Annotated in this window: 19 protein-coding genes; 12 read left to right on the top strand and 7 right to left on the bottom strand. The window is 66.7% G+C overall.

The window, feature by feature from the left end:
• Positions 1-28 precede the first annotated feature (28 nt).
• The 12 genes from ACWHYQ_RS16405 to ACWHYQ_RS16350 all read left to right on the top strand — a co-directional run bounded on the left by ACWHYQ_RS16405 (position 29) and on the right by ACWHYQ_RS16350 (position 10,813).
• Positions 29-997: an SDR family oxidoreductase gene (locus tag ACWHYQ_RS16405; protein ID WP_447973181.1), complete on the top strand. Its 969-nt coding sequence runs from the start codon at positions 29-31 to the stop codon at positions 995-997.
• 14 nt (positions 998-1,011) lie between these two features.
• A complete protein-coding gene (gene hpnJ / locus ACWHYQ_RS16400) occupies positions 1,012-2,445 on the top strand; it encodes a hopanoid biosynthesis associated radical SAM protein HpnJ (RefSeq protein WP_447973180.1) in 1,434 nt (477 codons plus the stop codon).
• Between the two features lie 3 nt (positions 2,446-2,448).
• Positions 2,449-2,883, top strand: coding sequence for an EamA family transporter (locus tag ACWHYQ_RS16395; RefSeq protein ID WP_447973179.1), 435 nt, complete (start codon positions 2,449-2,451; stop codon positions 2,881-2,883).
• Positions 2,880-3,248: an EamA family transporter gene (locus ACWHYQ_RS16390; protein ID WP_447973178.1), complete on the top strand. Its 369-nt coding sequence runs from the start codon at positions 2,880-2,882 to the stop codon at positions 3,246-3,248. Before ACWHYQ_RS16395 ends, ACWHYQ_RS16390 begins: the two co-directional genes overlap by 4 nt.
• A 50-nt stretch (positions 3,249-3,298) precedes the next feature.
• Entirely contained in the window at positions 3,299-4,468 is a 1,170-nt protein-coding gene (locus ACWHYQ_RS16385) for a DegT/DnrJ/EryC1/StrS family aminotransferase (RefSeq protein WP_447973177.1), read from the top strand.
• 13 nt (positions 4,469-4,481) lie between these two features.
• Positions 4,482-5,399 carry an NAD-dependent epimerase/dehydratase family protein gene (locus ACWHYQ_RS16380; protein WP_447973176.1) on the top strand — a complete coding sequence of 306 codons (918 nt, stop codon included), beginning with the start codon at positions 4,482-4,484 and terminating at the stop codon, positions 5,397-5,399.
• 237 nt (positions 5,400-5,636) lie between these two features.
• Positions 5,637-7,019 (top strand): BamA/TamA family outer membrane protein, encoded by a 1,383-nt coding sequence (locus tag ACWHYQ_RS16375; RefSeq protein ID WP_447973175.1) that lies wholly within the window; start codon positions 5,637-5,639, stop codon positions 7,017-7,019.
• A 111-nt stretch (positions 7,020-7,130) separates the two neighbouring features.
• Positions 7,131-7,934, top strand: a complete 804-nt coding sequence (locus ACWHYQ_RS16370) for a HEAT repeat domain-containing protein (protein WP_447973174.1) — start codon at positions 7,131-7,133, stop codon at positions 7,932-7,934.
• 85 nt (positions 7,935-8,019) lie between these two features.
• Entirely contained in the window at positions 8,020-8,550 is a 531-nt protein-coding gene (gene def / locus ACWHYQ_RS16365; RefSeq protein ID WP_447973173.1) for a peptide deformylase, read from the top strand.
• Between the two features lie 93 nt (positions 8,551-8,643).
• Entirely contained in the window at positions 8,644-10,368 is a 1,725-nt protein-coding gene (locus tag ACWHYQ_RS16360) for an ABC transporter ATP-binding protein (protein WP_447973172.1), read from the top strand.
• A gap of 20 nt (positions 10,369-10,388) precedes the next feature.
• Positions 10,389-10,583, top strand: coding sequence for a hypothetical protein (locus ACWHYQ_RS16355; protein ID WP_447973171.1), 195 nt, complete (start codon positions 10,389-10,391; stop codon positions 10,581-10,583).
• Positions 10,584-10,603: 20 nt separating this feature from the next.
• Positions 10,604-10,813 (top strand): hypothetical protein, encoded by a 210-nt coding sequence (locus ACWHYQ_RS16350; protein WP_447973170.1) that lies wholly within the window; start codon positions 10,604-10,606, stop codon positions 10,811-10,813.
• Between the two features lie 58 nt (positions 10,814-10,871).
• Here the strand turns inward: ACWHYQ_RS16350 and ACWHYQ_RS16345 are convergent, their stop codons facing one another.
• The 7 genes from ACWHYQ_RS16345 to ACWHYQ_RS16315 all read right to left on the bottom strand — a co-directional run bounded on the left by ACWHYQ_RS16345 (position 10,872) and on the right by ACWHYQ_RS16315 (position 15,317).
• The gene (locus tag ACWHYQ_RS16345; protein ID WP_447973169.1) at positions 10,872-11,213 is read right to left on the bottom strand and encodes a hypothetical protein; all 342 of its coding nucleotides are present in this window, start codon (positions 11,211-11,213) and stop codon (positions 10,872-10,874) included.
• 93 nt (positions 11,214-11,306) lie between these two features.
• Positions 11,307-11,786: a M67 family metallopeptidase gene (locus ACWHYQ_RS16340; RefSeq protein ID WP_447973168.1), complete on the bottom strand. Its 480-nt coding sequence runs from the start codon at positions 11,784-11,786 to the stop codon at positions 11,307-11,309.
• A gap of 13 nt (positions 11,787-11,799) precedes the next feature.
• The gene (gene moeB, locus ACWHYQ_RS16335; RefSeq protein ID WP_447973167.1) at positions 11,800-12,603 is read right to left on the bottom strand and encodes a molybdopterin-synthase adenylyltransferase MoeB; all 804 of its coding nucleotides are present in this window, start codon (positions 12,601-12,603) and stop codon (positions 11,800-11,802) included.
• Between the two features lie 89 nt (positions 12,604-12,692).
• Positions 12,693-12,932 (bottom strand): NIL domain-containing protein, encoded by a 240-nt coding sequence (locus ACWHYQ_RS16330; RefSeq protein WP_447973166.1) that lies wholly within the window; start codon positions 12,930-12,932, stop codon positions 12,693-12,695.
• The gene (locus ACWHYQ_RS16325) at positions 12,932-13,207 is read right to left on the bottom strand and encodes a MoaD/ThiS family protein (RefSeq protein ID WP_447973165.1); all 276 of its coding nucleotides are present in this window, start codon (positions 13,205-13,207) and stop codon (positions 12,932-12,934) included. The genes ACWHYQ_RS16330 and ACWHYQ_RS16325 overlap by 1 nt, the downstream gene beginning before the upstream one ends.
• Positions 13,204-14,454 (bottom strand): threonine synthase, encoded by a 1,251-nt coding sequence (gene thrC / locus ACWHYQ_RS16320; RefSeq protein WP_447973164.1) that lies wholly within the window; start codon positions 14,452-14,454, stop codon positions 13,204-13,206. Before thrC ends, ACWHYQ_RS16325 begins: the two co-directional genes overlap by 4 nt.
• A 38-nt stretch (positions 14,455-14,492) precedes the next feature.
• Positions 14,493-15,317: a HesA/MoeB/ThiF family protein gene (locus ACWHYQ_RS16315; protein ID WP_447973163.1), complete on the bottom strand. Its 825-nt coding sequence runs from the start codon at positions 15,315-15,317 to the stop codon at positions 14,493-14,495.
• Positions 15,318-15,350 lie beyond the last annotated feature (33 nt).

Below are 15,350 nucleotides of genomic sequence, written 5' to 3'. Positions count from 1 at the left end.
TTGTGAGGGGGGACGGAGAGAGGAGCAGGTGGCTCGGTATCTGGTGACGGGCGGGGCGGGGTTTATCGGCTCGCACATGGTCGAGGGGCTCCTGCAACGCGGGCACCGCGTCCGGGTCCTGGACAACTTCGTCTCGGGGCGACGGGAGCACCTCGCGGCGGTGGCAGACCGGGTGGAGGTCATCGAGGGCGACGTGCGGGACGCCAAGCTGTGCCGGGACGCGGTGGCGGGCGTGGAGGTCGTGATCCACCTCGCCGCGCTGCACGAGGTGCCGCGCTCGGTGGAAGATCCGATGGACACCCACGAGGTGAACGTGACTGGGACGCTCAACCTGCTGGTGGCCGCCCGCGACGCGAGGGTTGCGCGGTTCGTCCTGGCCTCCTCCTCGGCGGTCTACGGCGCCAGCCCCGTCGTTCCCCGCTCCGAGGACCTGCCGCCCGACGCTGACTCCTCGCCCTATGCGGTGAGCAAGCTGGCGGGCGAGCAGTATTGCCGACTGTTCGCGTCCCTCTACGGGCTGCAGACGGTGGCGCTCCGCTATTTCAACGTCTACGGGTCCCGGCAGAGCGCGGATTCGGCCTACGCCGCGGTCATCCCGAAGTTCGCGGCCGCCTTGCTGAGCGGCAGCGCGCCGACGATCTACGGGGATGGGGAGCAGACGCGGGACTTCCTGCATGTCGCCGACTGCGTCGCCGCGACCCTGGCCGCCTGCGAGCGGCCGGGGCTCGCCGGCCAGGTCATCAACATCGGGACCGGCTGGCGCACGTCGGTCAACGAGCTGTACGCGGTGATGCAACGGGTGCTGAACGTGACCCACCCGCCGCGGTACGCGCCGCCGCTGCCTGGTGACGTGCGGCACGACCAGGCGGACATCGGCAAGGCCGCGCGCCTGCTGGGCTACGAGCCGCAGGTGGAGCTGGCGCGGGGCCTCCGCGACTTGCTGGCGACGCTCCCGTGGGGGAAGGCGAGAGAGTGGAGCACGACCACGAAGGCTTGAGAGGAGACCGGGCCATGAAGACGCTGTTTCTGAATCCGCCCTCATTCGAAGGCTTCGACGGCGGGGCCGCCTCCCGCTACCAGGCGACGCGCGAGATCCCGTCCTTCTGGTATCCCGTGTGGCTCGCCTACCCGGCCGGCCTGGTCAAGGAGAGCCGGCTCCTGGACGGCCCCTCGCACGGGGTCAGCCCGGAGGAGACGGTCGAGATCGCCCGCGACTACGAGTTCCTGGTGCTGTTTACCAGCACCGCGGGCTTTCAGAGCGACATCCGGCTGGCGGAGCTGATCAAGGCCGCCAACCCGGCGATCCGGATCGCCTTCGTCGGCCCGCACGTCACCGTCCAGCCGGAGCAGAGCCTGAAGGCTTCGCCGGCCATTGATTTCGTCGCGCGGCGGGAGTTCGACTACCAGGTAGCCGAGTTCGCCTGGGGCAAGCCGCTGGAGGACATCGCCGGCATCAGCTACCGGACGAACGGCCGGGTCGTCCACAATCCAGACCGCCCGCCGATCGAGGACCTCGATGCACTCCCCTTCGCGGTGGACGTGTACAAGCGAGACCTCGACATCCGCCGGTACAACATTCCCTACCTCAAGCACCCCTACGTGGCCTTCTACACGTCGCGGGGCTGCCCGGCGCTCTGCACCTTCTGCCTCTGGCCCCAGACCATGAGCGGGCATCCCTGGCGGGTCCGCAGCGTCGCGAACACCGTGGCCGAGGTGCGGCGGGCCTTGGAGCTGTTCCCCGAAGCCAAGGAGATCTTCTTCGACGACGACACGTTCCCCTGGGCGAAAGACCGGACGCTGGAGCTCTGCAAGGCTTTGAAGCCGCTCAAGTTCACCTGGTCCTGCAACGCCCGGGTGACCGCCGGGTACGAGACGCTCAAGGCGATGAAGGAAGCCGGCTGCCGGCTGCTGATCGTCGGGTTCGAGTCGGGCGACCCGGAGATCCTCAAGAACATGAAGAAGGGCGCGACGGTCGAGCAGGCCCGGGAGTTCATGAAGCACTGCAAGCAGCTCGGGCTGGTCGTCCACGGAGACTTTCAGATCGGGTTGCCGGGCGAGACGCCGGAGACGATCGAGCGGACGATCCAGTTTGCGATGGAACTGGACCCCGAGACGATTCAGGTCTCGATGTCGCACCCCTATCCGGGCACGGAGTTCGACGCCTGGCTACGGAAGCACAACTACCTTGTCAACGCCGAGATGACGGACGAGCTGGGGCACCAGCTTCCCGTCATCCAGTACCCAGGCCTGAGCCGCCAGGAGATGATGGCGGCCGTCGAGCGGTTCTACGACCGGTACTATTTCCGCCCGCACGTGATCTTCCGGATCCTGCGCAAGGCGATCTTCGACCGGAACGACCGGCACCGGCTCTACATCGAGGCCAAGGAGTTCCTGAAGACCAGGGCCAAGCGGAAGAGCTTCGTCAAGGCGGCGGTGGGTGCGTAGGCGATGGCTGGCCTGAGGATCTGCAGCTTGCTGTTGGCCGCCATCCTGAGCCAGGCGGCCGGGAACGTACTGTTGAGCAAGGGCATGAAGGCTGTGGCCGATGGGCGGGGCGGGCTGGACGGAGACTGGGCCGCCCTCCTGGTCGAGGGCGCGACGGCCCCGATGGTGCTCGCGGGGATGGCCTTGACCGTGCTGTTCTTCGTGTTCTTCTCCGTCGCGCTCTCGAAGGCGGACCTGAGCTTCGTGGCCCCTGCGATCTCCGCGGAGGTCGTCCTCAACGTGGCCCTCGCGGATTATGTGCTGCACGAGTCGGTGTCCGCCGTCCGGTGGGCCGGCGCCCTGCTGATCTCGCTCGGGGTCGTGCTGGTGCTGCGCTCGGAGCCGCGGACCTTCGCCGCCGAGGAGGCGGGGCCCCTGCTGGAGGAGGTCCGGCAGTGAAGACGCTGCTCGGGATCCTGGTCATCGTGCTGGCCGACTCGGCGGGCGACGTCCTGCTGACTCGGGGGATGCGGCAGGTGGGGGAGATCGCGACCTTCGCACCCAAGGAGCTAATCCTCGTCGCACGGCGGGCGCTGGGAAACCGGCATGTCCTGGCGAGCCTGCTGTGTATGACGGTGCACTTCGTCGGCTTTCTCTTGCTACTGTCCTGGGCGGACCTGAGCCTGGTCTTTCCGGCCACCGCCCTGGTCTACGTCGTGACGACCCTCGCCGCCAAGTTCATCCTGCGGGAGACGGTCAACGGCTACCGGTGGACGGGGGTCATGCTTGTCTGTGTCGGTGTGGCGCTGGTGTCCGTGCCGTGACCCTTCCGCGTGCAGCGCCCGGCCCGGGCGGGGAAAGGAGGAAGCACACCTTGAACAGTCCACAGGGTATACAGGGCGGCCTGGCGGCCGCGTCTCAGCCGCCGATCCGGCGGGTGCCCGCCGCCAAGATCCAGTTTCTCCCGGAGGACCGTGCCTGGATCGCCGAACGGATCCAGGAGGTGCTGTCCACGGGCCAGCTCACGCTGGGCAAGTACGGGGCCGAGTTCGAGCAGCGGTTCGCCCGGTTCGTGGGCTGCAAGCACGCCGTCGCGGTCAACAGCGGGACCAGCTCGCTGGAGATCATCCTCCGGGCCCTGGGGGTGGCCGGCAAGGACGTGCTCGTGCCGACGAACACGTTCTTCGCCACCGCCGCGGCGGTCATCCACGCGGGCGGGCGGCCGATCCTGGTGGACCTGGACCCCGAATCATTCGCGGTCCGGCCAGAGGACGTGGCGGCGAAGCTCACGCCCAAGACGGTCGGCCTCGTTCTTGTGCACATCGGCGGGATCGTGTCTCGCCGGGTGCCGGAGCTGCAGGAGCTGGCCGGGCGCAAGGGCCTCTGGCTGGTCGAGGACGCGGCGCACGCGCACGGCTCCTCCTATCGGGGCATCAACGCGGGGGCCTTCGGGATCGCCGGCTCCTTCAGCTTCTATCCGACCAAGGTGATGACCTCCGCCGAGGGCGGCATGATCGTGACGAACGACGACCGCATCGCCGAGGAGGCGCGGATCTACCGGGACCAGGGCAAGGCCAGCTTCACGCAGAATGCCCACATCCGCATGGGGTACAACTGGCGGCTCTCGGAGCCGCACGCGATCATCGGCCTCAAACATCTCGAGCGGCTGCCAGCCATGATCGAGGAGCGGCAGAAGATCGCGGCGGTCTACGACCGCGGGCTGCGGGACGTGCCCTGGCTGACCCCCGTCACGGTGCCGGCCGGAGGACGGTGCAACTATTACAAGTATCTGGTGGTCATGAAGGAGCGGTGGGATCGGAAGGCGCTCAAGGCCCGCCTGCGGGACCAGTATGGGGTCTCGCTGGCCGGGGAGGTCTACGAGGAGCCCCTGCACAAGCAGCCGGTGTTCGAGCCCTACGTGTCTGGCCCCCTGCCGGTGTCAGAAGACTACTGTGCCCGGCACCTGTGCCTGCCGATCTTTTCCGGGATGGAGGAGGCGGACGCCGAGCAGGTGCTCGGCGCGCTGAAGGCGGTTTCGGGATAAAGGAGCGTGATCCATGGCGAACGTCGTCGTCACCGGAGGCAGCGGATTTATCGGCTCCCATGTCGTGGATGCCCTGGTCGAGGCCGGGCATCGGGTCACCGTCGTGGACCATCGGGTGCGGCCCCATCGGACGGACGTCGGCTACGAGGACGTGGATCTGATGGATCTGTCCTCGGTCCTGGCTGCCACGAAGGGCGCGGAGCACGTGTTCCACCTGGCGGCGGTCTCGAACGTGAACTACGCGCACAAGTACCCCGTCTACACCACCGCACTCAACGTCATGGGGACGGCCCACGTGCTGGAGGCGGCCCGGATCAACGGCTGCCGGCGCGTGCACCTGGCCTCGACGGTCTGGGTGTACAACGGGGCCCCGAACGGCAAGCCGGCCGACGAGTCCGTGCCCTTTTACCTCGAGGGAGCAGGGCACATCTACACTTCGACCAAGATGGCGAGCGAGATGGTCTGCCACAACTACTACCAGCTCTACCAGGTTCCCTTCACGATCCTGCGGTACGGCATCCCCTACGGGCCCCGCATGCGCGAGGAGCTGCTGATCCCGCTCTTCCTCAAGAAGGCCCTGACCGGGCAGCCGCTCACGATCGCCGGCAAGGGCGAGCAGTTCCGAAAGTTCGTCTACGTGCGCGATATGGCCGAGGCCCATGTGCTCGCGATGAAGGACGAGGCGGCCAACCAGACTTACAACCTGGAGGGACGCCGCAAGGTCACGATCCTGGAAGTGGCGGAAGGGATCAAGAAGCTCGTCGGCGACCATGTCCGAATCGAGTTCGTCCCGGAACGGCCGGGGGACTTCGGCGGCAAGGAAGTCTCCGCCGAGAAGGCGCGTCGCGAGCTGGGCTGGTTCCCGACGGTCGAGTTCGAAGACGGGTTGCGCCGCACGGTCGAGTGGTTCCGGCAGAAGTGGGGCCGGTAACGTGACCGCGGGGCGGGGGCGGCAGTCGCCGTCCCCGCCATGGTTCTCCTCGGATCGTCCCTCCGCGAAGCCTCATCTCAGTGCCGCACAGCCCGGACCTTCACATTTGGCTTGACGCCGCCGCGTCGCCTGTGGTTTTCTTCACGCTCTCATGAGGCCCACGCCTTCCGTTACCCTGGCCGCTCCTGCGGTGCCCATTGGTCTCGTCGCCGATGTCTGCCATCGCTCAGGGCCGGCATGCTGATCGGGCTGGCGGCCCTGATCTGGGCAGGGGCCCTGCTCCTCGCTCCCGGCCTCGCCGTCGCGGCGGAAGGGGAACCATCGGCGGCGCCGGCTGAACCGGTCGGCCAGCCCGCCGCCCCGCCTCCACCTCCGCGGGAGCCGCCGCCATCGCCCCCGAGGGAGCCTCTCGAGCAGGCGCCGGATCCAACGGCCGCGGAAGACCCCAAGGAGCACGCGCTCAAATCGCTGCTCGTCCGCGGGGACTACACGATCATCCCGCTCCCGGCCTTCGCGTACAACCGGAACGAGAAGTACTGGGTCGGCACCCTGGTGCCCATCCTGAAGACGAACAAGAAGGGCAATCTCGATCAGATCTTCGCCCCCCTGTACCTGTTCAACCCCCTGGTCGGCTCGACGATCACGGGGAACTACTACCGGTACCAGACCGACATGGAGACCTACAGTGTCGTCGCCTCCTATTCGGAGCGGATCGAACGATATTTCGAGGGCAGTTACAAGAACCTGGCTGCCGGCGGCGGCCGCTATATCCTGGCCCTCTACGGCAACTGGTTCAAGAACGCGTTCGCGCGCTTCTTCGGGTTCGGGAATCGCTCCCGCGAGCAGAACGAGACCAATTACACGTCGCGGGAAGGGAACGTGAGGCTGACCGCAGGGATCAACCTCACGCCGAACCTGTCCGTCGTGGTCACCGAGCGCTACCGCGACGTCCGGGTGGAGCAGGGGATCGTCGGCTCGCTGCCGAGCACGCGGCAGGTTTTCCCGAACGTGCCCGGCAGTGAAGGCGCGCAGATCCTCGGGCACCAGCTCACGATCTTCTACGACTCGCGCGACAACCAGCTCACCCCGACGCACGGCAGCTATCTGAATCTCTCCGGGGCGTTCAACCAGGACCTGAAGACCGCGGAGAACGTCTGGTGGTGGCGCTTCACGATTGACGGGCGGCACCTGATTCCACACGGCGGCAACAAAGTGTTCGTCGCCCACCTCTTGCTCGATGCGGTCAACCGCGCGAACCGCGCGGAGCACGCGATCCCTTTCTACGAGCGGCCGACGCTGGGCGGAGAGAATACGCTCCGCGCCTTCGGTTTGCAGCGCTTCATCGGGAACACGGCAGCGCTGCTGAACCTAGAAGAACGTGTCGTCATGGTCGAGCGGAAGTTCTTCGACTACGCGGTGGACCTGGAGGTGGCCCCGTTCGTGGATATCGGGCGCGTCTCCACCAAAGTGGACTTCCCGGGCGGGCACCTCGCGAACCTGCAGGTCAACCCCGGCACCGGCATCCGGGTCCGAGCCAAGCCGAACGTCGTCGGCCGGCTGGATGTGGCGTACGGGAAGGACGGCGGGAACGTCTTCGTCGGGCTCGACTACCCCTTCTGACGCGGGGAGCCGTCGCCCCCTGCTCGATTGCATTCTCCGGCGGCGGCCGGATAAGATGAGCCCCGTGGTCTCGAAGCGGACCCCTGTCAACGTGAGGAGGGGCGATAAAGGATGGCGATGATGAACGTGCTGCACGGGCTCTTGATGCGCTGCCTCGCGATCTGGCTTGCCACGCTGGGCCCTTCGGCCTGGGCCGCCACGGGAGCCGCCTGGATCATCCCGGTCCAGGTTCCCTACGAGATGCCGCCCAAGGCGGGAGAGATTCCCAACACCTCTACGGTCCCGCCGCTCTCCGAGCCGCTGACCCCCGAGCAGCTCAAGCGGGCCGAGGCGCTGCTCCCCCTGCTGGAGGGCAAGCAGGAGCTCTGGGCGATGGGGGAATTCGTCCATCTAGGCCCGCAAGTCGTCCCGGTCCTGGTCAACGCCTTGAAGATGCCGGGGCCCCGGTTGCGCTACAACGCGATCGAAACGCTGTCCATGATCAAGGATCCGCGGGCGGTTCCTGCGTTGATCGAGACGGCGCAGCGGACCGAGGAGATGGCCCGGATTCGCGAGCATGCGCTGCGCGTGGCGGTGCGGCTGGACGCGGCCCAGGTCTCGCCGGCCATCGAGACGATGGCCAAGGATCCCAACCCCACCATCCGCAAGGCGGCGGCCTTCGAGGCCCGGTACGTTCGGAAGAAGTCGGTCATTCCGGTCCTGATCGGGCTCGTGGCGGACGACGAGCGGTTCGTCGCGATTTCTGCGGTCCAGTCCCTCTGGATCCTGACACGTCATGAGACCGAGCTGCATGACTGGGACGCTTCAAGCAAGCAGGAGCGGCAGGAGTGGGCCCAGGAGTGGATTGATTGGTGGAAGGCCAGCGGGGAGACCTTCGAGCTGCCGGAACCTCGGCGTCCGCGCCCGCCCCTGTGATCCGGGTCGAGTTGCAGGGCACAGAACGGCTGTGCTATAAGCATCACGGATTCGCGGGGTTAGGCTAAAGGTCGGAGAGGAACGTATGGCATTGCTGAAAATCGCCAAGCTCGGCAATCCGGTGCTGCGGAAGGTCGCCCAGCCGGTGGATCCCGATCAGATCGGCAGCCAGGCCTTCCAGCAGTTCATTGACGACATGTTCGAGACGATGATCGAGCACGAGGGCATCGGGCTCGCTGCCCCACAGGTGTCCCGATCCGAGCAGCTCGTGGTCATGGAATGTCCCGGCGAGGGAGGCTTTCCGCGGACCGTCCTGATCAACCCCACGATCGTCTACTACGGACCCCAGCAGATCGAGATGTGGGAGGGGTGCCTGAGCGTGGACAACCTGCGCGGCAAGGTCACACGCCCTTCGATGGTGCGGGTGCAGGCGCTGGACCGGGAGGGGCTTCCGCTGGACTTCGACGCGACGGGCCTGTACGCGGTCTGTATCCAGCACGAGCTGGACCACCTGATCGGGAAGCTCTTCCTGGACCGCATGACGGACTTCTCGACCTTGACGCAGCTCGAGGAGTTCGACCGTTTCTGGAAACGAGAACATGCGACCGTCATCTAGCCTCACTCGCCAGCAGCGAATAGCTGGCAGCGAGCAGGTTACCGTTCACGGCTCTCGGCGGGTAGCTGCTCGCTACGTGCTATTCGGTTGCCCGTGAACTCGCTCCTGCGCGTCCTTCGCTATCTCAAGCCCTATCGCGTTCTGGCCGTCCTCACGCTTGGCTGCGCCGCCCTGACCACGGTCAGCGAGCTGGTACCGCCGTGGCTGATCAAGATCGCCATCGATGACGTGATCCAGGCCGGGCGAACGGCGCTCTTCCCCTGGGTGATCGCCGGGCTCGTGCTCGCCCACGCGCTGAGGCACCTCTTCGCCTCGCTGCGGATCCGGCTGAACAATCGGCTGGAGCAGCAAGTCGTCTACGATCTGCGGGCGGAGGTCTTCGCGGCGCTCCAGCGGCTCTCGCTCACCTATTTCGAAAACCGGTCCACCGGCGAGATCATGTCGCGGGTGACCACCGACACCGAGCACGTGGAGCGGATCTTCGTGGATGGGCTGGAGGGCATGCTCATCGCGGTGCTGACGCTCCTCGGGATCGCTGGCGTCCTGTTCGCGCTGAACTGGAAGCTGGCGCTGCTGGCGCTCGTCCCGATCCCCGTGCTGGCGCTCTCGGCGTCGCTCTTCACCCGGCGGGTGCACCGCTACTACCACGCGATCCGGCGGCAGGCGGCAGAGCTGAACGCGTACCTCCAGGACGCGCTGTCCGGCATCCGGGAGACGATGGGGTTCAACCGCCAGGCCTACGAGCAGGCGCGCTTCAACCGGCTGAGCCGGCGGTACGCGGAGAGCAACCTCAAGGCCATGTATCTCTGGGCGCTGTACGCGCCGGGCATGATGTTCGTCGGCAGCCTGGGCGGCGTGCTGGTCCTCTGGTACGGGGCCGGCGAGGTCGCCGCGGGACGGCTCACGCTCGGCGAGCTGGTCATGTTCCTGTCCTACCTGGCGCTCTTCTACGTGCCCGTCAACCAGATCCATTCGGTCAACCACCTGCTCCAGCACGCGCTCGCGGCGAGCGAGCGGGTCTTCGAGATCCTCGACCAGCCGGCCGAGGTCCGCGATCGGCCCGGCGCGGTGGCGCCGGCGGGGCGGCTCGCCGGCGCCGTGCGCTTCGATCGGGTGAGTTTCGCCTATCGGCCCGGGGTGCCCGTCCTGACGGACGTGACGCTCGACGTCCGGGCAGGCGAGCGGATCGCGCTGGTCGGCCCGAGCGGGGCGGGCAAGAGCACGCTGCTCAAGCTGCTCATGCGGTTCTACGACGTGCGCGAGGGTGCGGTCACGATTGACGGCTACGACGTCCGGGACCTGCCGCTGGCCTTCCTCCGGAGCCAGATCGGGCTCGTCCAGCAGGAGCCGTTCCTGTTCAACGGCACGGTGCGCGAGAACATCGCCTACGGGGACCTGGCGGCGGATCGGGTCCGGATCGAGGCGGTCGCCCGGGCCGCCCGCGCCCACGACTTCATCGAGGAGCTGCCGGACGGGTACGATACCTGGATCGGGGAACGGGGCGTCAAGCTGTCGGTGGGGCAGAAGCAGCGCCTCTCGATCGCGCGCGTGCTCCTCAAGGACCCGCCAATCGTGATCTTCGACGAGGCCACCTCGAACATTGACACCGAGACCGAGGTCAAGATCCGCGAGGCCCTGACGAACCTGACGCGCGGCCGCACGACCTTCATCATCGCACACCGGCTGTCCACCCTGCAGAGCGTGGACCGCATCGTCGTCGTGGACCGCGGCCGGATCGTGGAAGAAGGCACGCACGAGGCCCTCCTGATGCAGGGGGGCCTGTACGCTGGGCTGTACGAGGCCCAGTTCCAGGTGTAACGGGAGCGGGGCGACCCGCCATGGTCCTGATCTACGAGAGCGACCCGCTGGACACGGAGGACGCCCGCGGCCATTTCTACCACGTCTGCCTCGGGCAGATTCAGAAGGAGGAGATGGCCGTCCCGCCACCGGACCAGCCCTACGAGTGTCCGCGCTGCGGGGTCGAGCTGGAGGCCGAGGATTTCTGGGTGGCGCGGGTCAAAGGATCGGTCTAGCGGGGGCCCGGGGGCACAGGATGCAGGGAAGCAGCGGACGTAAGACCGTCGCGGTGGCACGCGGGCTGATGATGCTCTGCGACGCCTGCTACAGCCAGGTGGTCGCCGAGCAGCTCGTGGACGGGCGCAACTTCGTCACCAACTACGAGGCGCTGTTCGACACGATCTGCCCCGGGTGCGGGGATCTCAACCGCCCCTTGATTGACGACATGCTCGGCAGCTCGGAGTGAGCTGCCGAGCCCGTCCGCTGGTCACCTGGGCCCGCCTGAGCCGCTCCTCCAGGTCCCGCTACTTGCAGGTCTTGCCATCGAAGACCTTGCAGGCTGACTCGCCGCCCGCCACCTTCCAGGACTTGAGCAGCGCAGGCTTACCCTTCCCCCGCCACTCCACCACGATGTCGATCATGCCGGAGATGGGGAGCTTGCTCAGATGGGGCTTGGCTGCCTCGGGGACCTCGACGATGACGATGCCGGCATCGCTGGAGACGATGATCACGCCGCTCTGAGGGTCCACGTCAATGATGGGGCTAAAAATGCTCTTCTCTTCGGCGGCGACGGGCCCGCTCCAGCAGAGCCACGCGAGAGCGGCGGCCAGCAGGACCAGCCGTCGAGGGGTTGGGCTCAGTGCCATCGTCCGGGGCCTCCCAGTCAGAGGATAAGGGCCCTTATTATGGCATTGTCGGTCCGGCGGGTCTAGCGAAATTCTTCGGGCAGGGGCCGGCGATTAGATGGTCGTGAAGGGGGTTTCGGTGACCTGCTTGTCCCGGATCCAGTAGGCCCGCACGTCCGGGCGGGCCTTGTCCTCCAGCGAAATGATGATGTAGGCCGCCTCCGGGTAATAGGCGAGCCCGACGTCCGTCGCCGAGGGGTACGCCGGCGAGTGGGTGTGAGAATGATAGATGGCGGTCAGGTCGAGCTGCCGGCTGCGCATGTCCTTGAACGCAGCCAGCATCTCCTTCGGGTCCATGAAATAGGCCACCTCCGCCCGGGCCGTCTCCGGGAGGCGATCGAGCGGCTTGACGTCGGCTTCCCGGAAGACCTGCACGGCGCGGGCGTCCCGGGCCACGGTGTTGGCGATCCGGTAGTGCCGGGACACCAGCCCACCGGTTCCAGCCAGCAGCCCGCAGCACTCGAAGGGGACCAGCTCCTGGGCATGTGCGATCATCTCCGCGAGAATCTGCCTGGGGATCGCGAGCGGTGGCACGTCGGCAGCAGGGTCACAGGGCGCAGGACACGGTGTAGTCGCCCGTCAGGTCGGTGATCGTCGGGTGGGGGCCGCACAGCCGGCAGGCCGGGTCCTTGGGGCGGGCCAGCTTGCGGAACTTCATCTCCAGCGCGTCGTAGATGAGCAGGCGGTCCGCAAGGGTCTCCCCGATCCCGAGGATCTCCTTGATCGCCTCGGCGGCCTGCAGCACGCCGATCGTGCCGGCCAGCACCCCCAGCACGCCTGCTTCTTGGCAGTTGGGGACGAGCCCGGCCGGCGGAGGCTCGGGGTACAGGCACCGGTAGCAGGGGTAGCCCGCATGGGGCTTGATCGTCGTCAACTGCCCTTCGAAGCGGAAGATGCTCCCCGAGATCAGCGTCTTCTTGGCGAAGAAGCAGGCGTCGTTCACGAGGAACCGCGTCGTGAAGTTGTCGGAGCCGTCCAGGATCACGTCGTAGTCGGTGAGCAGCCGCAGGATGTTGTCGGTCGACACGTTCTCCTGGTAGGTCTTGACCGTGACGTCGGGATTGAGCGCGGCGAGGGTTCGCCGGCCGGACTCCACCTTCGGCACCCCGACCGTGGCAGTGGTATGCAGGATCTGTCGCTGGAGGTTGGAGAGGTCCACGACGTCGCCGTCCACCAATCCGATCGTGCCGACCCCCGCCGCCGCGAGATAGAGCGCAGCCGGGGATCCGAGCCCGCCGGCCCCGATGATCAGGACCTTGGCCCGGGCGAGCTTCTGTTGGCCCTTCCCGCCGACCTCCGGCAGGATGATGTGCCGGCTGTATCGCTGGATTTGCTCGTCGGTGAAATCCATAGTCCAAGCTCGGGGCTAGCGGCACGGGGCGAGGGGCACACCCGAGGACGCTCGGACCGCTCGCCTCTCGTCGTGAGCCCCCTTGCCCTTTATTCGACCACGTTCAATTCGATCGGATCGACGAGACAGCCCTTCTTGCGGAGCCCCTCGACGGCCCGCTCGATCTCCGCCGTCTCGCCGGTCAGCTCCACGTCCATCCAGCCGGTGGTCTCCCGCACATCAGCCCGGCGGACGTTGGTCACGACCTTGTACTCGTGGCCGATCTGATAGATGATCGGCTCCTTGATCTTCTCTTCGGGGAACCGGATGTGAAAGCGCAGACTGGGCATTATCGGCCTCCGGCGATCGCGGGCACGATCGAGACCTCGTCGCCGTCCTTCAGCGTCGTGTCCTTGCCCTTCAGGAATCGAATGTCTTCCTCGTTCACGTAGATGTTGACGAACCGACGCAGCTCCCCACGCTCATCGCACAACCGATCTTTCAACCCAGGGTGGGTGCTGTTCAGGTGCTCGATCATCTCCGCAATGGTGGAGGCCTTGGCCTCGACCTCGCCCTGCCCCTTGGTTAACGGGCGCAGTGGAGTGGGAATGCGAACTTTGATCATGCGTCACCACCGCCGTTCTTGCCGATCTTGAACGTCTGCTCGAAGCTCACCAGGCTCGGCTGGATCCGAATGGGCCGCCCGACCGCGTCCACCACCGCCTCCTGGGTCTTGAGACCGTTGCCGGTGATGTAGGCGACCGTGACGTCGCTCTTCTTGATGACGCCCTGCTTCACCAGCTTGCGGAGCACGCCGACCGTCACGCCCCCGGCCGTCTCCGCGAAGATCCCCTCGGTCTGGGCCAGCAGCTTGATGCCCTCGACGACCTCCTCGTCGGAGACCATGTCCATAGCGCCACCACTCTCGGCCGTGGCCTTCAGCGCGTAGTAGCCGTCTGCTGGATTGCCGATGGCCAGCGACTTCGCGATGGTTCTGGGCTTGACCGGCTTGAAGAAGTCGCGCCCCTCCTTGTACGCGGTCGCGATGGGCGAGCAGCCCTCGGCCTGCGCCCCGTTGATCTTCGTCGGAACGGCGTCAATCAGCCCCAGCGTGCGCAGCTCGTTCAAGCCCTTCCAGATCTTGGTCAGGAGCGACCCCGAGGCCATCGGGACAACGACCTGGTCCGGGGCGCGCCAGCCAAGCTGCTCGACGGTCTCGAAGGCGAGCGTCTTGGAGCCCTCGGCGTAGTAAGGCCGGATGTTGATGTTGACGAAGGCCCAGCGGTGCTCGGCGGCGATCTCGCTGCACAGCCGGTTCACGTCGTCGTAGTTACCCTCCACCTCGACCACGTTCGGGCGGTAGATGAGGTTCCCGAGCACCTTGGCCGCCTCCAGGTCCCCGGGGATGAACACGTAGCACTGCATCCCCGAGGCGGCCGCGTGCGCGGCGACCGAGTTCGCCAGGTTGCCGGTTGAGGCGCAGGCCACGGTCTCGAAGCCCAGCTCCCGCGCGCGGCTCAGCGCGACCGCGACGACTCGGTCCTTGAACGAGAGCGTGGGGTGATTCACCGTGTCGTTCTTGATGTACAGCTCGTCCAGGCCCAGGTAGGCCCCGAGGTTCCGGGCGCGCACCATCGGGGTGAACCCGGCGTACAGGCCGACGGTGGGTTCGCCCTCGATCGGCAGCAGGTCCAGGTAGCGCCACATGCTGCGGGGACCGGCCTCGATCCTGTGCTGCGAGATCACCTGCTTGATTGCCGCATAGTCGTACTTCACCTCCAGCGGCCCGAAGCACAGCTCGCAGACATGGGTGGCCGTGGTCGGATACTCTTTCCCGCACTCCCGGCAGACGAGGGCTTTCATCTTGGGCATGGCGTCACCACATGGAAACAACCGACAGCGGGCCGCTCTCAGCGATCAGCGCCCGCTTCCCCTCGAACGGCGCAGACCTCTGGCTCGTGGTCGAACAGCTCCGTGATCGTCGGCTGGTCGCCGCACACCGGGCAGTTGGGGTTCCGGCGGACGCGGATCTCCCGGAACGCGGTTCGCCGGGCGTCGAAATCCAGCAGCCGGTCGGTCAGCGGGCGGCCGATGCCGAGCACGAGCTTCAGGGCCTCGGTCGCCTGGATCGTCCCGATGATGCCCGCGAGCACCCCAATGACGCCGGCTTCCTGGCAAGATGCCACGAGCCCGGGTGGCGGCGGGTTCTTGAACACGCAGCGGTAGCAGGCGGACTGCTTCGGGATGATCGTCGTGACCCGGCCGTCGAACCGGAGGATGCCCCCGTGCACCAGCGGCTTGCCGGCCAGCACACAGGCGTCGTTGATGAGAAACTTGGCCGGGAAGTTGTCCACGCCGTCCAGGACCACGTCGTACTTACCGACCAGGTCGAGCGCGTTCTTCGAGGTCAGCCGGTCCTCGTACAGCTCGACGGCGACGTCCGGGTTCAGGGCCTGGATCTTCTCCTGGGCGGAGAAGACCTTGGGCCGGCCGAGATCGGACGTGTAGTGGATGACCTGCCGCTGCAGGTTGGAGAGGTCCACGACGTCGCTGTCAATGAGCCCGAGCGTGCCCACGCCCGCGGCCGCGAGATAGAACGCCGCCGGGGAGCCGAGGCCGCCGGCACCGACGATCAGGATGCGCGCCTGCGCGATCTTCTTCTGCCCCTTACCTCCAACCTCCGGAAGCAAGATGTGCCGGCTGTAGCGGGTGACCTGTTCGTCGGTGAAGTTCATAAGGAAGCGTTGTGGCTCGTGGCCAGGGGCTAG

The sequence above is a fragment of the Nitrospira sp. Kam-Ns4a genome, from assembly GCF_965152595.1.
This window is presented reverse-complemented; position numbering and strand designations above follow the sequence as displayed.